This is a genomic window from Aeromonas sp. 2HA2, assembly GCF_029237345.1.
Taxonomy (GTDB): domain Bacteria; phylum Pseudomonadota; class Gammaproteobacteria; order Enterobacterales; family Aeromonadaceae; genus Aeromonas; species Aeromonas salmonicida.
In genome coordinates, this window is the sequence record NZ_JAACGB010000014.1 from 113685 (window position 1) to 132004 (window position 18320).

Below are 18320 nucleotides of genomic sequence, written 5' to 3' on the forward strand. Positions count from 1 at the left end.
AGATGTCCGGGAGGGAAGGGCGCTATGCGGCCCGGTATGGCGGGGAGGACAAGTTTCCCCGACTGCGTCATTTGGGATAGCTGATGTCATTGATATACCAGCAGGCGTCACCGACTGGCGTAGGTACTATGGCCTCATCTCCGACCTCTTTCTTGAGCAGGGTTCGAGCCATGGGAGAGTCGATGGAGATGTAATCTTTGCGGCCAAAAATCTCGTCATAACCGACGATGCGAAAGCGCTTGGTGTCACCCTCTTCGTTTTCCACCTCGACCCAGGCGCCGAAGAACACCTTGCCCTCCTGGGCGGGAGCATAATCGACGATCCCCAGCTCCTCGAGGCATTTGCGCAGGTAACGCACCCGTCTGTCGATCTCCCGCAGCCGTTTCTTGTTGTACTGGTAGTCTGCATTCTCGCTGCGATCCCCCAGGCTGGCGGCCCAGGCCACCTTGCGCGTGGTCTCGGGGCGCTCTTCGCGCCACAGGAAATCGAGCTCTTCTTTCAGCTTGTTGTAGCCTTCGCGGGTGATGAGCTTGGTCTTCATGGATTTCAGGTACCTGCGTCAATGTGGGCTGATGAGCCTCTTATGGCTCGGCGGATCTTAGTCGCTGCCATTTCTGTGTCGAGCAAAAACTGCGTCGTCATCAGGGGGCAGCATGGTCGACAGGTGCTGACGGCAGAGGGATCAAGGGATGCCATGGGCAATAACCGGTAACATATTTATGCTTTGCCGTTGGGGCCTCGAGCTCTAGTATTGGCAACATATCGAGAGGAGAGGCAAGCAATGAGTCAGCAATACAAGGTTCTGGTCGTCGACGATGATTTGAAATTACGTTCCCTGCTGGAGCGTTATCTGACCGAACAGGGATTCGTTGTTCGGGGCGTCGCCAATGGCGAACAGGCTGACCGCCTGCTGACCCGTGAAAACTTCAGCCTGATGGTACTTGATCTGATGCTGCCGGGGGAGGATGGGCTTTCTATCTGTCGTCGCCTTCGTGAAGCCGGCAACCAGATCCCGGTGCTCATGCTGACCGCCAAGGGGGATGAGGTGGACCGCATCGTCGGGCTCGAGATGGGGGCTGATGACTATCTGCCCAAGCCATTCAACCCCCGTGAGCTGCTGGCACGGATCCGTGCCGTGCTGCGCCGGCATACCGTCGAACTGCCTGGCGCGCCTTCGACCGCCGAGAAGATGGTGACCTTCGGCAGCTATCAGCTCAACCTGGCGACCAGGGAGCTCAGCCGTGATGGGGAGCCCGTGGCCCTGACCAGCGGTGAATTTGCCGTGCTCAAGGTGCTGGTCAGCCACCCTCGTGAGCCCCTCTCCCGTGACAAGTTGATGAATCTGGCCAGAGGGCGCGAGTACACGGCGACCGAGCGCAGCATAGACGTGCAGGTCTCCCGCTTGCGCCGCCTGCTGGAGCAGGACCCGGCCCAGCCTCGTTACCTGCAGACAGTCTGGGGCCTGGGTTACGTCTTCGTGCCGGACGGTGATGGCGAATGAAAAAAGTGGGCAGCATGTTCTCTCGCATGCTCTGGTTTTTGGCCGCCGTGCTGGTGGTCTATCAGTTTGTCTCCTACGTCACCTTCTACAACTATCTACTGGCGCCCACCGTCAAGCAGATCAGCCACCTGCTGGCCAATCAGGTCAAGCTCATCTTCCCGGTCGAAAGCAATCAGCTGGCGCTGAGCGAGGATGCCGAAGCGCTGGTTTATGTCGCGACCGGCAGTGACCTCTACACCCAGACGGAGGCCGAACAGCATGGGCTCAACGACTCCAAGCCCTATACCTATCTGGAAGAGAGCATCAGTCGTGAACTGGGTGGCAAAACCAAGGTGCGGGTCGAGATCCAGGATCACTACATCATCTGGATCCAGCCGCCGCAGGCCAACCAGGTGTGGGTGCGTATCCCGCTGACCGAGATCGAAGATGACGATATCGAGCCGCTGATCCTCTACATGAGCGTGCTGCTGGTGGTCACCCTGTTTGCTGCCTGGCGTTTTGCCCGCCAGCTGGTGCGTCCGCTGGAGGATCTGGAGGCCGGCGCCGTAGCCGTGGCGCGCGGCAACTTTCCCGATGCGCTGGGGGAACAGGGGTCGCGGGAGGTACGCCGACTGACCCGGACCTTCAATCATATGTCGAGCTCCATCAAACGCTTGATTGAGGAGCGCAATCTGATGATGGCCGGGGTCTCTCATGACTTGCGCACACCGCTGACCCGCATCCGGCTGGCGACCGAAATGATGTCGTCCGGGGATGAGTATCTCAAGGAGAGCATCAACGCGGACATTGATGAGTCCAACGGCATCATAGATCAGTTCATCGACTACATCCGTCCGGATGAGGGACTGGATACCCAGCAGATCGATCTGACTCAGCTGATCCACGACGTACTGCTGATGCAGACCGATCAGGGATTGGAGGTTGACCTCGAATTGCCGGAAGAGGCTGTGAGAGTGGCCTGCAATCCCATCAGTATTCGCCGTATTCTCAACAACCTGTCAGGTAACTCGCTGCGCTACGGCGCGAGCAGGTTGCACGCCGAGCTCAAAGATGATGGTCACTGGGTGCGGCTGCGGCTGTCGGACAATGGTCCCGGCATCCCCGAGCAGGATTATTACCGGGTGCTCAAACCCTTCACTCAGGGCAACGAGGCTCGCACCGGCAGTGGTAGCGGCCTGGGATTGGCCATCGTCGCCAAGATCGTCTCCCAGCATCACGGCACCATCCGGCTGGGACGGGCCGAACTGGGGGGCTTGTTGGTGGAGGTCCGGCTTCCCAAGAACCAGCCACTGGAGTGGATGGATTGAGAAAAGGGCGTATCCGTGGATACGCCCTTTTGCATTATCAGGCTTGCGGCTCTGCGCCCTTGCGATAGCGCTTGCCATATTTCAGCTGCTGGATCAGCAAGGCGGCGACGATCAGCCCCAGCCCTATGGGGGTTGCCGGGTGTATGGTCTCGCCGATCAACAGGTTGAGCAGCACCAGGGAGGCAAACGGCGAGATGAAGATGAGGTTGCTTATAGGAGCCGTGTTGGTGGCATGGCGCAAAGCCATCAGCCAGAGCACGAAACCGAAGCCCATCTCGAACAGGCCCACATAGATGGCGCCGACCCAGCCTTGCCAAGCTGTCATGGCGAAATCGGAGAGCAGCCAGGTCGCCGCGACAATGAAAGGAAGGCTGATGATAAAGCCGAGCAACAGGCTGACGATGGGGTCTCCCTGATTGCGGGTGTTGAGGATCCAGTAACTGGCCCAGATAAGCGTCGATACCAGCGCCAGCGTCACGCCGAGGGGGCTGTCGAACTGCAGGCCGAATACATCCCCCTTGGTGGCGATCACCAGTGCACCAAAGTAGCCGAGCACTATGGCGACGCCATCGCGCCGACGCAGTTTCTGGCCGAGAAAGGGGACTGCCAGCAGACTGAGGGTGATGGCCCAGGTGTAGTTGAGGGTCTGTGCCTGCTGGGCGGGCAGCAGATCATAGGCTTTGAACAGCAGCAGGTAATAGAGGAAGGGGTTCAGCACACCCAGGGTCAGGTAATAGAAAGGTCGGGCCTTGATGTAACTCCGTAGCAGCGGCAGTTTACCCTGTTTGGCGACTATCGCCGTCAGCGTGAGGGTCGAGGTGAAGGCGGCTACAAGCAGCAATTGCACCGGTTGAAAGTAGGCGAGGGAGATCTTGAAGGCGGTGGCGACTGTCGACCAGAGGGCAACGGCGCAGAGTCCATACTGATAGGCTTTTTTTTGATCTTTGAGCATTGGATGTCGTTCCACTGACAGAGGCAGGCGCACAGTCTACCAGCCTGTTTGTAACATTGTCGTTACCCCGAGTTGGCCAGGGGATGAGGTGTCGCCGGCGAGATCCATCTGTCACATGAAACTGCGCACAATCTGTTCGCCCTCCCTTGCGCAAATTTGAAAAATCCGTATAATCCCCTCCGCTTACCCATGAGGTAAGCCAGACGATATGTCTGCTGCTGAGTTGTTCGTTTACGGATGACCAGCCATACAGTCCTCCCGATATGGGGGGAAACGTGAAAAATCACACCTCTGGCGGGAGTAATCCCGGTCGGGCGGTGTTGATTTATGTTCTTTTATCTATTGGAGCTCTGTCAATGCAGAACCAAAGAATCCGTATTCGCCTGAAGGCTTTTGATCATCGCCTGATTGATCAATCCACAGCGGAAATCGTTGAAACTGCAAAGCGCACCGGCGCGCAGGTTCGCGGTCCTATCCCGCTGCCGACTCGCAAAGAGCGCTTCACCGTCCTGATCTCCCCGCACGTCAACAAAGATGCGCGTGATCAGTACGAGATCCGCACTCACAAGCGTCTGGTAGACATCGTTGAACCGACTGACAAGACCGTAGACGCCCTGATGCGTCTGGATCTGGCAGCTGGTGTAGACGTCCAGATCAGCCTGGGTTAATTACGGAAAGAGGTTGATAACAATGACAATCGGTCTTGTAGGTCGCAAAGTGGGTATGACTCGCATCTTCACTGAAGATGGCGTTTCTATCCCGGTGACTGTTATCGAAGTTGAAGCTAACCGTGTAACTCAGGTCAAATCTGTAGAAACCGACGGCTACAACGCTATTCAGGTTACCACTGGCGCCAAGAAAGCCAGCCGTGTGACCAAGCCGGAAGCTGGCCACTTCGCCAAAGCTGGTGTAGAAGCCGGTCGCGGTCTGTGGGAATTCCGCTTGAACAACGGTGAAACTTTCACTGTTGGTAGCGAGCTGAAAGTAGATCTTCTCGCTGACGTTAAGATGGTAGACGTTACCGGCACATCCAAGGGTAAAGGTTTTGCGGGCACTGTAAAGCGCCACAACTTCCGCACCCAGGATATGACCCACGGTAACTCCTTGTCTCACCGCGCTCCGGGTTCTATCGGTCAGAACCAGACTCCGGGTCGTGTATTCAAGGGCAAAAAGATGGCTGGTCACATGGGTGCTGAGCGTGTAACGACTCAGAACCTGGAACTGGTTCGTGTTGACGCTGAACGTAACCTGCTGCTCATCAAAGGTGCAGTCCCAGGTGCAACCAACGGCAACGTGATCGTCAAACCTGCCGTCAAAGCGTAACGTCTGAGGAGATAGTAATGGAATTGGTAATGAAAGACGCCAAGAGCGCTCTTGAAGTTTCCGAGACTACCTTCGGGCGCGAATTCAACGAAGCTCTGGTTCACCAGGTCGTCGTTGCATATGCCGCAGGTGCCCGTCAGGGTACTCGTGCGCAGCTGACTCGCTCTGAAGTGTCTGGTGGCGGCAAAAAGCCGTGGCGTCAGAAGGGTACTGGTCGTGCCCGTGCTGGCTCCATCCGTTCGCCCATTTGGCGTTCCGGTGGTGTGACTTTTGCTGCTAAGCCGCAAGATCACAGCCAAAAAGTAAACAAGAAGATGTACCGCGGCGCTATCCGTAGCATCCTGTCCGAGCTGGTACGTCAAGAGCGCCTGATCGTTGTCGAGAAATTCGGCATCGAAGCGCCGAAGACCAAAGAACTGATCGCCAAGCTGAAAGAGATGGAACTGACTGACGTTCTGATCGTGACAGCTGAAGTCGATGAGAACCTGTTCCTGGCTGCTCGCAACCTGTACAAAGTTGACGTGCGTGACGTTGCCGGTATCGACCCGGTCAGCCTGATCGCTTTCGACAAGGTTCTGATGACTGCTGAAGCAGTTAAGCAAATCGAGGAGATGCTGGCATGATCCGCGAAGAGCGTCTGTTGAAAGTTCTGAAGGCTCCGCATATCTCTGAAAAGAGCACCATGGTCGCCGAGAAGCAGAACACTATCGTGTTCAAAATTGCTGTCGACGCCACCAAGGCGGAAGTCAAAGCTGCAGTTGCGAAACTGTTCGAGGTCGAAGTTGAGACCGTCCGTACCCTGAACATGAAGGGTAAAACCAAGCGCTCAGGTGCACGCGTAGGCCGTCGTTCCGATTGGAAAAAGGCTTATGTGACCCTGAAAGCTGGTCAGGACATCGACTTCATGGGCGCAGCCGAGTAAGAGGAGTTCTGAAAAATGGCAATCGTTAAGTGCAAGCCTACTTCTCCAGGCCGCCGCCACGTCGTTAAGATCGTCAATCAAGAGCTGTACAAGGGTAAGCCCTTTGCCGCTCTGCTGGACAGCAAGAGCAAGTCCGGTGGTCGTAACAACAACGGTCGAATCACCACCCGTCATATCGGTGGTGGTCACAAGCAGCATTACCGTATCGTCGACTTCAAACGTGACAAAGACGGTATCCCGGCCAAAGTAGAACGCCTGGAATACGATCCTAACCGTACCGCTAACATCGCACTGGTGTTGTATGCAGACGGTGAGCGTCGTTACATCCTGGCTCCGAAAGGCCTGAAAGCTGGTGACGCGATCGCTTCTGGTGCTGATGCAGCCATCAAGGTAGGTAACACCCTGCCGATGCGCAACATCCCGGTTGGTTCTACTGTTCACGCCGTTGAGATGAAACCTGGTAAAGGTGCCCAGCTGGCTCGTTCCGCTGGTACTTTCATCCAGATCCTGGCTCGTGAAGGTAACTATGTAACTCTGCGTCTGCGTTCCGGCGAAGTACGTAAAGTTCTGGCCGAGTGCCGCGCCACCATCGGTGAAGTCGGTAACTCCGAGCACATGTTGCGTCAACTGGGTAAAGCCGGTGCCAACCGCTGGCGTGGTATTCGTCCGACCGTTCGCGGTATGGCGATGAACCCGGTCGACCACCCGCACGGTGGTGGTGAGGGTCGTAACAAGGGCATGCAGCCTGTGTCCCCATGGGGCCAGAAGGCTAAAGGCTTCAAGACCCGTAAGAACAAGCGTACCGACAAGTACATCGTACGTCGTCGTAACAAGTAATTGTTAACATAGAGGAATCACCATGCCACGTTCTCTCAAGAAGGGTCCATTTATTGACCTGCACTTGCTGAAGAAGGTAGAGAAAGCGGTGGAAAGCGGGGATAAAAAGCCGGTTAAAACCTGGTCCCGTCGTTCAATGATCATCCCGAACATGATCGGTTTGACCATCGCTGTCCATAATGGTCGTCAGCACGTTCCGGTTTTCGTTACCGAAGAAATGATCGGTCACAAACTGGGTGAATTCGCACCGACTCGTACTTATCGCGGCCATGCTGCTGATAAGAAGGCTAAGAAGCGCTAAGGGATAAATGATGGAAGCTATCGCTAAACACCGTTATGCCCGTACTTCTGCCCAGAAAGCTCGTCTGGTAGCCGATCAAGTACGTGGTCTGTCTGTAGACAAGGCTCTGAATATCCTGACCTTCAGCCCGAAAAAGGCTGCAGTGCTGGTTAAGAAAGTGCTGGAATCTGCCATTGCAAACGCTGAGCACAACGAAGGCGCTGATATCGATGCGCTGCGTGTTGCTACTATCATGGTCGACGAAGGTCCCTCCATGAAGCGCATCCGTCCGCGTGCCAAAGGTCGTGCGGATCGTATCCTCAAGCGTACCGCTCACATCACTGTAGTGGTATCCGACGCTAAGGCTGGGAGATAAGCAATGGGTCAGAAAGTACATCCTAATGGCATTCGCCTGGGTATTACCAAGCCTTGGAATTCTACCTGGTTCGCGAACACCAAAGACTTCGCTGACAACCTGTACAGCGATTTTCAAGTACGCCAGTTCCTGACTAAGGAACTGAAAAATGCGTCCTTGTCCAAGATCACCATCGAGCGTCCGGCCAAGAGCATCCGTGTGACCATTCACACCGCTCGTCCGGGTGTTGTGATCGGTAAGAAAGGCGAAGACGTTGAGAAACTGCGCAAAGCTGTCGCCGTGATTACCGGCGTGCCTGCTCAGATCAACATTTCCGAAGTCCGTAAGCCGGAGCTGGATGGCAAGCTTGTTGCTGACAGCATCACTTCCCAACTGGAACGTCGCGTAATGTTCCGTCGTGCTATGAAGCGCGCCGTACAGAACGCAATGCGCCTGGGTGCCAAGGGCATCAAAGTGGAAGTGTCTGGTCGTCTGGGCGGTGCTGAAATCGCGCGTACCGAATGGTACCGTGAAGGTCGTGTGCCGTTGCACACCCTGCGTGCCGACATCGACTACGCAACTTCTGAAGCCCACACCACTTACGGTGTGATCGGCGTTAAGGTTTGGATCTTCAAGGGCGAAGTTCTGGGTGGTCTGGCTGCAGTTAATGCTGCCGCTGCTCAAGAGCAAGCTCCTGCAAAGCCCAAGCGCGATAACAAACGCCGCGGTAAGTAAGGAGATTCGGTAAATGTTGCAACCAAAGCGTACTAAATTCCGCAAGACCCATAAGGGTCGCAACCGCGGTCTGGCCAACACTGGTAACGAAGTATCCTTCGGTACCTTTGGCCTGAAGGCGACATCTCGTGGTCAACTGACTGCTCGTCAAATCGAAGCAGCCCGTCGTGCCATGACCCGTCACGTTAAGCGTCAAGGCAAGATCTGGATCCGTGTGTTCCCGGACAAGCCCATCACCGAAAAGCCTCTCGAAGTTCGTATGGGTAAAGGTAAGGGCAACGTGGAATATTGGGTCTGCCCGATCCAGCCTGGCAAGGTTCTGTACGAGATGGACGGTGTACCTGAGGCTCTGGCGCGTGAAGCGTTTGCCCTGGCCGCAGCTAAGCTGTCTGTTCAGACCACTTTCGTAATTAAGACGGTGATGTGATGAAAGCCCAAGATCTGCGTCAAAAGAGCGTCGATGAACTGAACCAGGAGCTGCTGGGCCTGCTGCGTGAGCAATTCAACATGCGCATGCAAGCGTCCACTGGCCAGCTGGCTCAGACTCACACTCTGAAACAAGTGCGTCGTGACGTCGCACGTATCAAGACTGTACTGACTGAGAAGGCAGGTGCGTAATGACTGACAAGATCCGTACTCTGCAAGGTCGTGTAATCAGCGACAAGATGGAAAAATCCATCACTGTTGCTATCGAGCGCAAGGTAAAGCACCCGATCTACGGTAAGATCATCAAGCGCACTACCAAGCTGCACGTACATGATGAAAACAACGAGTGTAAAGCTGGCGATCTCGTGGAAATCCGCGAATGCCGCCCGCTGTCCAAGACCAAGTCCTGGACCCTGGTTGCGATCTTAGAAAAGGCCTAATCGGTACTTTGTAGTCCAAACGGCCCCTTAGCGGGGCCGTTTGTTTTTTAGGCTACCTTTTCTCAAAATCATGTGTTATAGTTTCGCGCCTTTTGAAGGCAGCCAGATCCCGAAAGGGATAAGAAGTAAACAAAGCGGAGCACTAAAATGATCCAGATGCAAAGTATGCTGGGTGTAGCCGACAACTCCGGCGCTCGCAGTGTAATGTGTATTAAGGTTCTGGGTGGCTCGCACCGCCGTTATGCCGGCATCGGCGACATCATCAAAGTTTCCATCAAGGAAGCCATTCCTCGCGGTAAAGTGAAGAAAGGTGATGTATATAACGCGGTGGTCGTACGCACCCGTAAAGGCGTTCGTCGTCCGGACGGCTCAGTCATCCGTTTCGACAACAATGCGGCTGTGTTGCTTAACAACAACCAACAGCCAATCGGTACTCGTATTTTTGGCCCGGTGACCCGTGAACTCCGTAATGAGAAGTTCATGAAGATTGTGTCCCTGGCACCCGAAGTACTGTAAGGAGTCGAACGATGGCAGCTAAAATCCGTCGCGAAGACGAAGTGATTGTTCTTACCGGCAAAGACAAGGGCAAGCGTGGCAAAGTCACTCAAGTCCTGGTAACCGAAGGTAAGGTTCTTGTTGAAGGCATCAATCTGGTGAAGAAGCATCAAAAGCCGGTACCCGCACTGGGTCAGGCTGGCGGCATCATCAGCAAAGAAGCCCCAATGGACGTTTCTAACGTAGCGCTGTTCAACTCTGCCGCTGGCAAGGCTGATCGCGTTGGTTTCCGGATTGAAGACGGCAAAAAAGTTCGTTTCTTCAAATCCACCGGCGAACTTGTGAAGTAATTGGAGTTTAACGATGGCGAAACTGCATGATTACTACAAATCCGATGTAGTAAATGAACTGGCCAAACAGTTCGGTTACAAGACTATCATGCAAGTCCCTCGGATCGAGAAAATCACCCTGAACATGGGTGTTGGTGAAGCGATCTCTGACAAAAAGCTGTTGGAAAATGCCGCTGCCGATATGGCTGCCATTTCCGGTCAGAAGCCGCTGATCACCAAAGCTCGCAAATCTGTTGCGGGCTTCAAGATTCGTGAAGGCTACCCGATAGGTTGTAAAGTAACCCTGCGTGGCGAGCGTATGTGGGAGTTCCTGGAACGGCTGATTTGCATCTCCGTACCGCGTATCCGTGACTTCCGTGGCCTGAACGCTAAAGCGTTCGACGGTCGTGGTAACTACTCCATGGGCGTGCGTGAGCAAATCATCTTCCCGGAAATCGACTATGACAAAGTCGATCGCGTCCGTGGTCTGGATATCACCATCACCACTTCCGCGAATACCGATGAAGAAGGCCGTGCTCTGCTGGCTGCCTTTAACTTCCCATTCCGCAAGTAAGGTTAGGGTTATGGCTAAAACATCCATGAAAGCACGTGAAGCAAAGCGTGCGAAGCTGGTAGCCAAGTTCGCCACTAAGCGAACCGAGCTGAAAGCTATCATCGTTGATATGAACGCTTCTGAAGAAGCGCGTTGGGATGCTGTACTGCAACTGCAACAGCTGCCCCGTGATTCCAGTCCGTCCCGCCAGCGTAACCGTTGCAATATTACTGGTCGTCCGCACGGTTTCCTGCGTAAGTTTGGTCTGTCTCGCATCAAGGTGCGTGAGCATGCCATGAAGGGCGAAATTCCGGGCCTGAAGAAGGCTTCTTGGTAACGAATCTCGGGAGTTAGACTTATGAGCATGCAAGATCCGATCGCGGATATGCTGACCCGCATCCGTAACGGTCAGGCGGCGAGCAAAGTTGCGGTTTCCATGCCTTCTTCCAAGCTGAAAGTGGCTATCGCCAAAGTGCTGAAAGAAGAAGGTTACATCGCTGGCTACTCCGTAGCTGGTGATGTGAAGCCGGAACTGGAAATTGAACTGAAATATTTCCAGGGCAAGCCAGTTGTAGAACTGATCCAACGTGTGAGCCGTCCCGGCCTGCGTATTTACAAGCGCACTACTGATCTGCCGAAAGTTATGGGCGGTCTCGGTGTTGCTATCGTGTCCACGTCTAAAGGTGTGATGACCGACCGTGCTGCCCGCAAGGCAAGCATGGGTGGTGAGATCATCTGCTACGTCGCTTAATAGGAGGTCGGAAATGTCTCGCGTTGCTAAGGCACCCGTCACTATTCCTGCTGGCGTAGAGGTGACTCTGAACGGTCAGGAACTGTCCATCAAAGGTGGTAAAGGTTCTCTGGTTCGTTCCATCCACGCCGGTGTAGAAGTGACCAAAGAAGACAATGTACTGAAGTTCGCCCCGCGCGACGGCATCGCTGGTGCTGACGCTCAGGCCGGTACTGCACGTGCATTGGCTAACAACATGGTAATCGGTGTTACCCAAGGCTTCGAGCGTAAGCTGCAGCTGGTTGGTGTAGGTTATAAAGCCTCCATCAAGGGCAATGCTGTCGCGCTGGCCCTGGGCTTCTCTCACCCGGTAGAGCATGCGCTGCCGGCTGGTGTCACCGCTGAATGCCCGACCGCTACAGAGATCGTTCTGCGTGGTGTGGACAAGCAGCTGGTTGGCCAGGTCGCCGCCGATATCCGTTCTTACCGCGCTCCGGAGCCCTACAAGGGCAAGGGTGTACGCTATGCCAACGAGCAAGTGCGTACTAAAGAAGCTAAGAAGAAGTAAGGTAACACTATGGACAAGAAAGCAGCTCGTCTCCGTCGTGCTACTCGTGCTCGGAAGAAGATGCAGGAACTGGGAGCTACCCGTCTGGTTGTTCACCGTACCCCGCGTCATATCTACGCGCAGGTTATCGCAGCCAACGGTTCCGAAGTTCTGGCCTCTGCTTCTACAGTAGAGAAAGCCATCAGTGAAGCTCTTAAATACTGCGGTAATGCTGATGCAGCTACCGTAGTAGGTAAAGCAATCGCTGAGCGTGCTATTGCCAAAGGCGTTCAGAACGTATCTTTCGATCGTTCCGGTTTCAAGTATCACGGTCGTGTAGCCGCTCTGGCTACCGCTGCTCGTGACGCTGGTCTTCAGTTCTAAGCTAGGAGTCGAAGATGGCTAAAGTCGAATCTCAAGCCGGCGAACTGCAAGAAAAGCTGATTGCAGTAAACCGTGTTTCGAAAACTGTTAAAGGTGGTCGTATCATGTCCTTCACCGCGTTGACCGTGGTGGGTGATGGTAACGGCCGTGTAGGTTACGGTTACGGTAAGGCCCGTGAAGTTCCGGCCGCTATTCAAAAAGCGATGGAACAGGCTAAGCGTAACCTGAGCAAGGTAGAACTGAACAATGGCACTCTGCACCACCCGGTGCGCGGTGTTCACTCCGGTTCCTCCGTGTTCATGAAGCCGGCCTCACAAGGTACTGGTATCATTGCAGGCGGCGCCATGCGTGCTGTTCTGGAAGTTGCTGGTATTCACAACGTGCTGGCTAAGACCTACGGTTCCACCAACCCAATCAACGTTGTTCGCGCAACTGTAGACGCTCTGGTACAGGGTCAATCCCCGGCCCAGATCGCTGCCAAGCGTGGTCTGCGCGTTGAAGAAATTCTGGGGTAATGCGACATGGCTAACACTGTAAAAGTAACTCAAACTCGCAGCTCTATCGGCCGTCTGCCAAAGCACAAGGCGACTCTGCGTGGTCTGGGTCTGCGTCGCATTGGTCACACCGTTGAGCTGGAAGATACTCCCTGCGTACGCGGTATGATCAACCAGGTTTATTACATGGTTAAGGTGGAGGGCTAAGCATGCGTCTGAATACTCTGTCTCCGGCCGCTGGTTCCAAGCCTGAAAAACAACGTCGTGGTCGTGGTATCGGCTCCGGCCTGGGCAAGACTGGTGGTCGTGGTGTGAAAGGTCAAACCTCTCGTTCCGGTGGCGGTAAAGTCCGCGCTGGTTTCGAAGGCGGCCAGATGCCTTTGAAAATCCGTCTGCCGAAGTTCGGTTTCTTCTCTCGCAAATCTTTGGTTTCTGCCGAAGTGCGTCTGAACGAAATCGCCATGGTAGAAGGTGATGTGGTCGATTTGAGCACTCTGAAGCAAGCCGGTGTTGTTACCAAGAACATCGTTTTCGCTAAAGTTGTCCTGTCTGGCAACATTGACCGTGCTGTGACCGTTCGTGGTGTGTCCGTCACCAAAGGTGCACGTGCAGCCATCGAGGCCGCTGGCGGTAAAATCGAGGAATAATCAGTACAATGGCTAAGAAACCAGGATTGGATGTTAAAGCACAGGGTGGTCTGAGTGAACTGAAGAGCCGTCTGCTCTTCGTTCTCGGGGCGATTATCGTTTTCCGTGCAGGCTCTTATGTGCCGATTCCTGGTATTGACGCCGCCGTACTGGCCGAGTTGTTCCAACAACAGAAGGGCACCATCATTGAGATGTTCAACATGTTCAGTGGTGGTGCACTCTCGCGTGCTTCTATTCTTGCGCTGGGGATCATGCCGTACATTTCGGCATCGATCATTATCCAGCTGCTGACTGTGGTTCACCCCGCTCTTGCTGAACTCAAGAAAGAAGGTGAATCTGGCCGTCGCAAGATTAGCCAATATACCCGTTGGGGCACGCTGGTTTTGGGAACTTTCCAGGCCATTGGTATTGCAACCGGTCTGCCGAATATGATGCAAGGACTCGTGACACATCCGGGTTTGGGCTTCTATTTCACGGCCGTTGTGAGTCTGGTCACCGGTACCATGTTCTTGATGTGGTTGGGTGAGCAGATTACCGAGCGTGGGATCGGTAACGGTATCTCGTTGATTATTTTCACGGGTATCGTTGCTGGTTTGCCGCATGCCATTGGTGCTACGGCCGAACAGGCACGTCAAGGGGAATTGCACATCCTGCTGTTGTTGTTGCTGGGCTTGATTGTTTTCGCAGTGACTTACTTTGTGGTGTTCGTGGAACGTGGTCAGCGTCGTATCGTCGTTAACTACGCCAAGCGTCAACAAGGCCGCCAGGTATTCGCAGCGCAAAGCACACACCTGCCATTGAAAGTGAATATGGCCGGTGTGATTCCTGCGATTTTCGCATCCAGCATCATCCTCTTCCCAGGGACCATAACCTCTTGGTTTGGTCAGGGTGAGGGCAAGGTCGCTGATATCCTGCAACAGGTCTCTATGGTCCTGCAGCCGGGTCAGCCCTTGTATGAGATGCTCTATGCAGCAGCCATTATCTTCTTCTGTTTCTTCTATACCGCGCTGGTGTTCAACCCCCGCGAGACAGCAGACAACTTGAAGAAGAGTGGAGCCTTTATCCCGGGGATCCGCCCGGGCGAGCAGACAGCACGTTACATCGATAAGGTTATGACTCGCCTGACATTGGCAGGTGCGCTCTATATAACCTTTATCTGTCTGGTACCCCAGTTCTTGATGACTGCCTGGAACGTACAGTTCTACTTCGGTGGCACTTCGCTGCTGATTATCGTGGTAGTTATCATGGACTTCATGGCTCAGGTACAAACCCATATGATGTCTCATCAATATGGCGACGTCCTGAGGAAGGCCAACCTGAAGGGCTACGGCCGCTAAAGGTCGGCGTAGTTACGGAGTTAAGCAATGAAAGTTCGTGCTTCCGTTAAGGCAATCTGCCGTAACTGCAAAATCATCAAGCGTCACGGTGTGGTGCGTGTGATTTGCAGCGAGCCAAAGCATAAACAGCGCCAAGGCTAATTTTTTACGGTTAGTACTTGCAACAAATAGTTGTGCTGGCTAATATAGCCAGCCAACTTTTGTTGTGTATTGGTTGACCGCCACGTATCCGCTCACGGGCTTTGTGGTGGTCGTAATCTACTATATGTAGGAGTGAATAGTGGCCCGTATCGCTGGCATTAACATTCCTGACCATAAGCATGCAGTCATTGCTTTGACTGCGATTTATGGCGTCGGTCGTACCCGCTCCAAGGCCATCTGTGCCGCAGCCGGTATCGCTGAGAATGTGAAAATTAAAGACCTGGACGAAGCTCAGATCGAGAGTCTGCGTGAACAAGTAGGTAAATTCACCGTTGAAGGTGACCTGCGTCGTCAGATATCCATGAACATCAAGCGATTGATGGATCTGGGTTGCTACCGTGGTTTGCGTCACCGTCGTAGCCTGCCTGTTCGTGGTCAACGTACCAAGACCAACGCTCGTACCCGTAAGGGTCCGCGCAAGGCTATCAAGAAGTAACGGGAAGGTAGAAAATGGCTAAAACTCCGACTCGTGCTCGCAAGCGCGTTAAAAAGCAAGTGAGCGACGGTATTGCGCACGTTCATGCATCTTTCAACAACACAATCGTGACCATTACTGACCGTCAGGGCAATGCCCTGTCATGGGCTACCTCCGGTGGTTCAGGTTTCCGTGGTTCCCGTAAGTCCACTCCGTTTGCTGCCCAGGTAGCTGCTGAGCGTGCTGGTGAGATCGCCAAAGAATACGGCGTGAAGAACCTGGAAGTCATGGTCAAAGGTCCGGGTCCCGGTCGTGAGTCTTCCATCCGCGCTCTGAACGCGGCTGGTTTCCGCATCACTAATATTACTGATGTGACTCCGATCCCGCACAACGGTTGTCGTCCTCCCAAGAAGCGCCGCGTATAACGCTGTTGCAACTTGGTCTAGGATTGTTGGAGAAAGAAGATGGCAAGATATATCGGTCCTAAGCTTAAGCTTAGCCGTCGTGAGGGCACCGACCTCTTCCTGAAGTCTGGTGTTCGTGCGATTGATTCTAAGTGCAAGATTGACACCGCCCCTGGTCAGCACGGTGCGCGCAAAGCGCGTCTGTCCGACTACGGCGTTCAGCTGCGCGAGAAACAAAAAGTTCGTCGTATCTACGGCGTATTGGAAAAACAGTTCCGCAACTACTACCGCGACGCTGCCCGTCAAAAGGGTAACACCGGTGAGAACCTGTTGCAGCTGCTGGAAGGTCGTTTGGACAACGTTGTTTACCGTATGGGCTTCGGCGCTACCCGTGCTGAATCTCGTCAGCTGGTGAGCCATAAGGCCATCATGGTAAATGGTCGCGTTGTGAATATTCCTTCTTTCCAGGTTTCCCCTGAGGACGTGGTCTGCGTTCGTGAGAAGGCTAAGAAGCAAGCGCGTATCAAAGCATCCCTCGAGGTTGCTGGTCAGCGTGAGAAGCCGACTTGGGTAGAGGTTGACACCGCTAAAATGGAAGGTGCTTTCAAGCGTCTGCCAGAGCGTTCCGACCTGTCTGCCGACATTAACGAACAGCTGATCGTCGAGCTTTACTCCAAGTAAAGCTAGCTTCTAAAGAGAGGACACAATGCTGGGTTCTGTAACAGATTTTCTTAAACCGCGGCTAGTTGACATCGAGCAAGTTAGCCCGACTCATGCGAAAGTGACTCTTGAGCCACTTGAGCGTGGTTTTGGTCACACGCTGGGTAATGCCCTGCGTCGTATTTTGCTGTCATCTATGCCCGGTTGTGCAGTTACTGAAGTCGAAATTGACGGGGTACTGCATGAGTACAGCAGCAAAGAAGGTGTGCAGGAAGACATTCTTGAAATTCTGCTCAACCTGAAAGGTATCGCTGTGAAGCTGGAAGGCAAGGACGAGGTAACTCTGTCCCTGACCAAGTCTGGAACAGGCCCCGTTACCGCTGGTGATATCACTCACGGTGATGAAGTCGAGATCGTAAACCCGGAGCACGTAATCTGCCACCTGACCGGTGCCAATGCTGAAATCAGCATGCGCCTGAAAGTTCAGCGGGGTCGTGGTTATGTGCCTGCTTCTGCTCGTGTTCACAACGATGATGAAGAGCGTCCGATTGGTCGCCTGCTGCTGGACTCCGCGTTCAGCCCCATCGTTCGTATTGCCTACAATGTTGAGGCAGCACGTGTGGAACAGCGTACCGACTTGGACAAGCTGGTCATCGACATGGAGACCAATGGTACTCTGGATCCTGAAGAAGCCATCCGTCGTTCTGCCACTATTCTGGCCGAGCAACTGGAAGCCTTCGTGGATCTGCGCGATGTCAGCGTGCCCGAGAAGAAAGAAGAGAAACCCGAGTTTGATCCGATTCTGCTACGTCCTGTCGATGATTTGGAGCTGACAGTTCGTTCTGCGAACTGTCTGAAGGCAGAAGCTATCCACTATATTGGTGATCTGGTACAGCGTACCGAAGTTGAGTTGCTTAAAACTCCTAACCTCGGTAAGAAGTCCCTGACTGAGATCAAGGATGTGTTGGCCTCCCGTGGTCTGTCTCTTGGCATGCGCCTTGAGAACTGGCCGCCCGCCAGCATCGCTGACGAGTAATCCAGATTACGGGTTTCACAGATTTAGTTAGAAGGATAAGGTCATGCGCCATCGTTTGAGTGGTCGTCAACTGAACCGGAACAGCAGCCATCGTCAGGCTATGTTCCGCAACATGGCCAGCTCCCTGGTTCGTCATGAGATCATCAAGACGACTCTGCCTAAGGCAAAAGAGCTGCGTCGTGTAGTTGAACCGCTGATCACCCTTGCCAAGACTGATAGCGTTGCTAATCGTCGTCTGGCATTTGCCCGCACTCGCGACAACGCGATCGTGGCTAAGCTGTTCAATGAACTGGGCCCGCGCTACCTGGAGCGCGCCGGCGGTTATACTCGCATTCTGAAATGCGGTTTCCGTGCTGGCGACAACGCCCCTATGGCTTACATTGAGCTGGTAGACCGCCCGGCCGCTGCTGAAGCAGCTGCTGAGTGATAAAGAAAAAGCCGGGCTTGTCCCGGCTTTTCTTTTAATGAATCCTGATACTGCCTCAACTGCCTCAACTGCCTCAACTGCCTCAACTGCCTCAACTGCCTCAACTGCCTCAACTGCCTCAACTGTCTCAATTCACCATTCAACCTCTTCTATATAAGAAGTAAGCGTTGTTCCCAAGCCTGGTTAAATAGTGAATGGCCTGATCACTTCTCTTGAGCATCGTCGGCCAGTTCGATATATCCCACCAACGTTGCGAAGGGATCTGCGTACACCCGTTTGCCCAGTTGCGGGCGTTTTCCTTTGTAAGGTCTCAGTCGCAAGTCCATCTTGGCCTCCTTGTTTTTGGCCATTCTAGCAATCCGGAACTCGCTTCTGTGGATAAGTTTGTACAAAAGCTGTGGTTGGTTATGAATAACTAAAAAAGTGCCGGTTTTTGCAGTTTTATTGCATTGAGGGCCTTGCCAACGCGATCAATCTCTCTATAATGCGCCACATCGACAGGGCAAGCGGCAACGCAAACAAGCCAGTCGGTGCCTCGAAAAGCCTTTGAAAATAAGGCTTGACTCGAGAAGGCGGTTGAGTA

General features: G+C 53.9%; 32 protein-coding genes and 1 pseudogene. 30 read left to right on the plus strand and 3 right to left on the minus strand.

Annotation, left to right across the window (positions count from 1 at the left end):
* Nucleotides 1-67: 67 nt before the first annotated feature.
* The gene (greB, locus tag GWQ29_RS17120; RefSeq protein WP_111589600.1) at nt 68-541 is read right to left on the minus strand and encodes a transcription elongation factor GreB; all 474 of its coding nucleotides are present in this window, start codon (nt 539-541) and stop codon (nt 68-70) included.
* A 240-nt stretch (nt 542-781) separates the two neighbouring features.
* Between greB and ompR the strand changes: the two genes are divergently transcribed.
* Together ompR and envZ are read left to right on the plus strand one after the other, a co-directional pair.
* The gene (ompR, locus tag GWQ29_RS17125) at nt 782-1501 is read left to right on the plus strand and encodes a two-component system response regulator OmpR (protein WP_005319762.1); all 720 of its coding nucleotides are present in this window, start codon (nt 782-784) and stop codon (nt 1499-1501) included.
* Nucleotides 1498-2808 (plus strand): two-component system sensor histidine kinase EnvZ, encoded by a 1311-nt coding sequence (gene envZ / locus GWQ29_RS17130; protein WP_021140671.1) that lies wholly within the window; start codon nt 1498-1500, stop codon nt 2806-2808. The genes ompR and envZ overlap by 4 nt, the downstream gene beginning before the upstream one ends.
* Nucleotides 2809-2845: 37 nt before the next feature.
* Here envZ and GWQ29_RS17135 read toward each other — a convergent pair whose 3' ends face one another.
* A complete protein-coding gene (locus GWQ29_RS17135; protein WP_265422801.1) occupies nt 2846-3760 on the minus strand; it encodes a DMT family transporter in 915 nt (304 codons plus the stop codon).
* A 356-nt stretch (nt 3761-4116) separates the two neighbouring features.
* On the opposite strand from GWQ29_RS17135, the gene rpsJ reads away from it, so the two are divergent.
* The 28 genes from rpsJ to rplQ all read left to right on the plus strand — a co-directional run bounded on the left by rpsJ (nt 4117) and on the right by rplQ (nt 17737).
* Entirely contained in the window at nt 4117-4428 is a 312-nt protein-coding gene (gene rpsJ, locus GWQ29_RS17140) for a 30S ribosomal protein S10 (protein ID WP_005307944.1), read from the plus strand.
* 22 nt (nt 4429-4450) lie between these two features.
* A complete protein-coding gene (rplC, locus tag GWQ29_RS17145; RefSeq protein WP_005319753.1) occupies nt 4451-5083 on the plus strand; it encodes a 50S ribosomal protein L3 in 633 nt (210 codons plus the stop codon).
* A 17-nt stretch (nt 5084-5100) separates the two neighbouring features.
* On the plus strand, nt 5101-5706 hold the full coding sequence (rplD, locus tag GWQ29_RS17150) for a 50S ribosomal protein L4 (protein ID WP_005319750.1): 606 nt from the start codon (nt 5101-5103) through the stop codon (nt 5704-5706).
* On the plus strand, nt 5706-6005 hold the full coding sequence (gene rplW / locus GWQ29_RS17155) for a 50S ribosomal protein L23 (protein ID WP_343212775.1): 300 nt from the start codon (nt 5706-5708) through the stop codon (nt 6003-6005). The genes rplD and rplW overlap by 1 nt, the downstream gene beginning before the upstream one ends.
* A gap of 15 nt (nt 6006-6020) precedes the next feature.
* The gene (rplB, locus tag GWQ29_RS17160) at nt 6021-6842 is read left to right on the plus strand and encodes a 50S ribosomal protein L2 (protein WP_005319743.1); all 822 of its coding nucleotides are present in this window, start codon (nt 6021-6023) and stop codon (nt 6840-6842) included.
* 22 nt (nt 6843-6864) lie between these two features.
* A complete protein-coding gene (rpsS, locus tag GWQ29_RS17165) occupies nt 6865-7143 on the plus strand; it encodes a 30S ribosomal protein S19 (protein WP_005307960.1) in 279 nt (92 codons plus the stop codon).
* Nucleotides 7144-7153: 10 nt separating this feature from the next.
* Nucleotides 7154-7498, plus strand: coding sequence for a 50S ribosomal protein L22 (gene rplV, locus GWQ29_RS17170; protein ID WP_005319741.1), 345 nt, complete (start codon nt 7154-7156; stop codon nt 7496-7498).
* Nucleotides 7499-7501: 3 nt separating this feature from the next.
* On the plus strand, nt 7502-8212 hold the full coding sequence (rpsC, locus tag GWQ29_RS17175; RefSeq protein WP_005319740.1) for a 30S ribosomal protein S3: 711 nt from the start codon (nt 7502-7504) through the stop codon (nt 8210-8212).
* A 13-nt stretch (nt 8213-8225) separates the two neighbouring features.
* Entirely contained in the window at nt 8226-8639 is a 414-nt protein-coding gene (gene rplP / locus GWQ29_RS17180) for a 50S ribosomal protein L16 (RefSeq protein ID WP_005319737.1), read from the plus strand.
* Nucleotides 8639-8830, plus strand: coding sequence for a 50S ribosomal protein L29 (gene rpmC, locus GWQ29_RS17185; protein WP_005319733.1), 192 nt, complete (start codon nt 8639-8641; stop codon nt 8828-8830). The genes rplP and rpmC overlap by 1 nt, the downstream gene beginning before the upstream one ends.
* Nucleotides 8830-9078, plus strand: coding sequence for a 30S ribosomal protein S17 (gene rpsQ / locus GWQ29_RS17190; protein WP_005319730.1), 249 nt, complete (start codon nt 8830-8832; stop codon nt 9076-9078). The genes rpmC and rpsQ overlap by 1 nt, the downstream gene beginning before the upstream one ends.
* Nucleotides 9079-9225: 147 nt before the next feature.
* A complete protein-coding gene (rplN, locus tag GWQ29_RS17195; RefSeq protein WP_005307975.1) occupies nt 9226-9594 on the plus strand; it encodes a 50S ribosomal protein L14 in 369 nt (122 codons plus the stop codon).
* An 11-nt stretch (nt 9595-9605) separates the two neighbouring features.
* Entirely contained in the window at nt 9606-9923 is a 318-nt protein-coding gene (gene rplX, locus GWQ29_RS17200; RefSeq protein WP_005319727.1) for a 50S ribosomal protein L24, read from the plus strand.
* A gap of 13 nt (nt 9924-9936) precedes the next feature.
* The gene (gene rplE, locus GWQ29_RS17205) at nt 9937-10476 is read left to right on the plus strand and encodes a 50S ribosomal protein L5 (protein ID WP_005319725.1); all 540 of its coding nucleotides are present in this window, start codon (nt 9937-9939) and stop codon (nt 10474-10476) included.
* Nucleotides 10477-10486: 10 nt separating this feature from the next.
* Nucleotides 10487-10792, plus strand: a complete 306-nt coding sequence (rpsN, locus tag GWQ29_RS17210; RefSeq protein WP_005319722.1) for a 30S ribosomal protein S14 — start codon at nt 10487-10489, stop codon at nt 10790-10792.
* Nucleotides 10793-10813: 21 nt separating this feature from the next.
* Nucleotides 10814-11206: a 30S ribosomal protein S8 gene (gene rpsH, locus GWQ29_RS17215; protein WP_005307980.1), complete on the plus strand. Its 393-nt coding sequence runs from the start codon at nt 10814-10816 to the stop codon at nt 11204-11206.
* Between the two features lie 13 nt (nt 11207-11219).
* Nucleotides 11220-11753 carry a 50S ribosomal protein L6 gene (gene rplF, locus GWQ29_RS17220; RefSeq protein ID WP_005319720.1) on the plus strand — a complete coding sequence of 178 codons (534 nt, stop codon included), beginning with the start codon at nt 11220-11222 and terminating at the stop codon, nt 11751-11753.
* 9 nt (nt 11754-11762) lie between these two features.
* On the plus strand, nt 11763-12116 hold the full coding sequence (rplR, locus tag GWQ29_RS17225; protein ID WP_275907558.1) for a 50S ribosomal protein L18: 354 nt from the start codon (nt 11763-11765) through the stop codon (nt 12114-12116).
* A gap of 14 nt (nt 12117-12130) precedes the next feature.
* Nucleotides 12131-12631 (plus strand): 30S ribosomal protein S5, encoded by a 501-nt coding sequence (rpsE, locus tag GWQ29_RS17230; protein WP_005319713.1) that lies wholly within the window; start codon nt 12131-12133, stop codon nt 12629-12631.
* Between the two features lie 6 nt (nt 12632-12637).
* Nucleotides 12638-12817: a 50S ribosomal protein L30 gene (rpmD, locus tag GWQ29_RS17235; RefSeq protein ID WP_005307985.1), complete on the plus strand. Its 180-nt coding sequence runs from the start codon at nt 12638-12640 to the stop codon at nt 12815-12817.
* A 2-nt stretch (nt 12818-12819) separates the two neighbouring features.
* A complete protein-coding gene (rplO, locus tag GWQ29_RS17240) occupies nt 12820-13257 on the plus strand; it encodes a 50S ribosomal protein L15 (RefSeq protein ID WP_005319708.1) in 438 nt (145 codons plus the stop codon).
* A gap of 8 nt (nt 13258-13265) precedes the next feature.
* Complete coding sequence (gene secY / locus GWQ29_RS17245) at nt 13266-14594, plus strand: preprotein translocase subunit SecY (protein WP_005307989.1); 1329 nt, start codon at nt 13266-13268, stop codon at nt 14592-14594.
* A gap of 27 nt (nt 14595-14621) precedes the next feature.
* On the plus strand, nt 14622-14735 hold the full coding sequence (gene rpmJ, locus GWQ29_RS17250) for a 50S ribosomal protein L36 (RefSeq protein WP_005319705.1): 114 nt from the start codon (nt 14622-14624) through the stop codon (nt 14733-14735).
* A 139-nt stretch (nt 14736-14874) separates the two neighbouring features.
* On the plus strand, nt 14875-15231 hold the full coding sequence (rpsM, locus tag GWQ29_RS17255) for a 30S ribosomal protein S13 (RefSeq protein WP_005307991.1): 357 nt from the start codon (nt 14875-14877) through the stop codon (nt 15229-15231).
* A 14-nt stretch (nt 15232-15245) separates the two neighbouring features.
* The gene (rpsK, locus tag GWQ29_RS17260; RefSeq protein ID WP_005319702.1) at nt 15246-15635 is read left to right on the plus strand and encodes a 30S ribosomal protein S11; all 390 of its coding nucleotides are present in this window, start codon (nt 15246-15248) and stop codon (nt 15633-15635) included.
* A 39-nt stretch (nt 15636-15674) separates the two neighbouring features.
* On the plus strand, nt 15675-16295 hold the full coding sequence (gene rpsD, locus GWQ29_RS17265) for a 30S ribosomal protein S4 (protein ID WP_005319700.1): 621 nt from the start codon (nt 15675-15677) through the stop codon (nt 16293-16295).
* A gap of 25 nt (nt 16296-16320) precedes the next feature.
* Entirely contained in the window at nt 16321-17310 is a 990-nt protein-coding gene (rpoA, locus tag GWQ29_RS17270) for a DNA-directed RNA polymerase subunit alpha (RefSeq protein ID WP_005307997.1), read from the plus strand.
* A 43-nt stretch (nt 17311-17353) separates the two neighbouring features.
* The gene (gene rplQ / locus GWQ29_RS17275; RefSeq protein ID WP_005307999.1) at nt 17354-17737 is read left to right on the plus strand and encodes a 50S ribosomal protein L17; all 384 of its coding nucleotides are present in this window, start codon (nt 17354-17356) and stop codon (nt 17735-17737) included.
* Nucleotides 17738-17952: 215 nt separating this feature from the next.
* Here rplQ and GWQ29_RS17280 read toward each other — a convergent pair.
* Nucleotides 17953-18063 (minus strand): annotated as a pseudogene (locus GWQ29_RS17280) (gamma carbonic anhydrase family protein); the annotation flags it as partial.
* Nucleotides 18064-18320: the final 257 nt, after the last annotated feature.

What these genes read in the sequence shown, in the direction of transcription:
- rplP (WP_005319737.1), top strand. Translation starts at nt 8,226, where the DNA reads ATGTTGCAACCAAAGCGTACTAAATTCCGCAAGACCCATAAGGGTCGC.
- rpsQ (WP_005319730.1), top strand. Translation starts at nt 8,830, where the DNA reads ATGACTGACAAGATCCGTACTCTGCAAGGTCGTGTAATCAGCGACAAG.
- rpmD (WP_005307985.1), top strand. Translation starts at nt 12,638, where the DNA reads ATGGCTAACACTGTAAAAGTAACTCAAACTCGCAGCTCTATCGGCCGT.
- secY (WP_005307989.1), top strand. Translation starts at nt 13,266, where the DNA reads ATGGCTAAGAAACCAGGATTGGATGTTAAAGCACAGGGTGGTCTGAGT.
- rplX (WP_005319727.1), top strand. Translation starts at nt 9,606, where the DNA reads ATGGCAGCTAAAATCCGTCGCGAAGACGAAGTGATTGTTCTTACCGGC.
- rplC (WP_005319753.1), top strand. Translation starts at nt 4,451, where the DNA reads ATGACAATCGGTCTTGTAGGTCGCAAAGTGGGTATGACTCGCATCTTC.
- rpmJ (WP_005319705.1), top strand. Translation starts at nt 14,622, where the DNA reads ATGAAAGTTCGTGCTTCCGTTAAGGCAATCTGCCGTAACTGCAAAATC.
- rpsJ (WP_005307944.1), top strand. Translation starts at nt 4,117, where the DNA reads ATGCAGAACCAAAGAATCCGTATTCGCCTGAAGGCTTTTGATCATCGC.
- rpsE (WP_005319713.1), top strand. Translation starts at nt 12,131, where the DNA reads ATGGCTAAAGTCGAATCTCAAGCCGGCGAACTGCAAGAAAAGCTGATT.
- rplD (WP_005319750.1), top strand. Translation starts at nt 5,101, where the DNA reads ATGGAATTGGTAATGAAAGACGCCAAGAGCGCTCTTGAAGTTTCCGAG.
- envZ (WP_021140671.1), top strand. Translation starts at nt 1,498, where the DNA reads ATGAAAAAAGTGGGCAGCATGTTCTCTCGCATGCTCTGGTTTTTGGCC.
- rpsS (WP_005307960.1), top strand. Translation starts at nt 6,865, where the DNA reads ATGCCACGTTCTCTCAAGAAGGGTCCATTTATTGACCTGCACTTGCTG.
- rplO (WP_005319708.1), top strand. Translation starts at nt 12,820, where the DNA reads ATGCGTCTGAATACTCTGTCTCCGGCCGCTGGTTCCAAGCCTGAAAAA.
- rplB (WP_005319743.1), top strand. Translation starts at nt 6,021, where the DNA reads ATGGCAATCGTTAAGTGCAAGCCTACTTCTCCAGGCCGCCGCCACGTC.
- rplN (WP_005307975.1), top strand. Translation starts at nt 9,226, where the DNA reads ATGATCCAGATGCAAAGTATGCTGGGTGTAGCCGACAACTCCGGCGCT.
- rpsC (WP_005319740.1), top strand. Translation starts at nt 7,502, where the DNA reads ATGGGTCAGAAAGTACATCCTAATGGCATTCGCCTGGGTATTACCAAG.
- greB (WP_111589600.1), bottom strand. Translation starts at nt 541, where the DNA reads ATGAAGACCAAGCTCATCACCCGCGAAGGCTACAACAAGCTGAAAGAA.
- GWQ29_RS17135 (WP_265422801.1), bottom strand. Translation starts at nt 3,760, where the DNA reads ATGCTCAAAGATCAAAAAAAAGCCTATCAGTATGGACTCTGCGCCGTT.
- rplF (WP_005319720.1), top strand. Translation starts at nt 11,220, where the DNA reads ATGTCTCGCGTTGCTAAGGCACCCGTCACTATTCCTGCTGGCGTAGAG.
- rpoA (WP_005307997.1), top strand. Translation starts at nt 16,321, where the DNA reads ATGCTGGGTTCTGTAACAGATTTTCTTAAACCGCGGCTAGTTGACATC.
- rpsN (WP_005319722.1), top strand. Translation starts at nt 10,487, where the DNA reads ATGGCTAAAACATCCATGAAAGCACGTGAAGCAAAGCGTGCGAAGCTG.
- rplE (WP_005319725.1), top strand. Translation starts at nt 9,937, where the DNA reads ATGGCGAAACTGCATGATTACTACAAATCCGATGTAGTAAATGAACTG.
- rplQ (WP_005307999.1), top strand. Translation starts at nt 17,354, where the DNA reads ATGCGCCATCGTTTGAGTGGTCGTCAACTGAACCGGAACAGCAGCCAT.
- rplR (WP_275907558.1), top strand. Translation starts at nt 11,763, where the DNA reads ATGGACAAGAAAGCAGCTCGTCTCCGTCGTGCTACTCGTGCTCGGAAG.
- rpsH (WP_005307980.1), top strand. Translation starts at nt 10,814, where the DNA reads ATGAGCATGCAAGATCCGATCGCGGATATGCTGACCCGCATCCGTAAC.
- rpsK (WP_005319702.1), top strand. Translation starts at nt 15,246, where the DNA reads ATGGCTAAAACTCCGACTCGTGCTCGCAAGCGCGTTAAAAAGCAAGTG.
- rpmC (WP_005319733.1), top strand. Translation starts at nt 8,639, where the DNA reads ATGAAAGCCCAAGATCTGCGTCAAAAGAGCGTCGATGAACTGAACCAG.
- ompR (WP_005319762.1), top strand. Translation starts at nt 782, where the DNA reads ATGAGTCAGCAATACAAGGTTCTGGTCGTCGACGATGATTTGAAATTA.
- rplV (WP_005319741.1), top strand. Translation starts at nt 7,154, where the DNA reads ATGGAAGCTATCGCTAAACACCGTTATGCCCGTACTTCTGCCCAGAAA.
- rpsD (WP_005319700.1), top strand. Translation starts at nt 15,675, where the DNA reads ATGGCAAGATATATCGGTCCTAAGCTTAAGCTTAGCCGTCGTGAGGGC.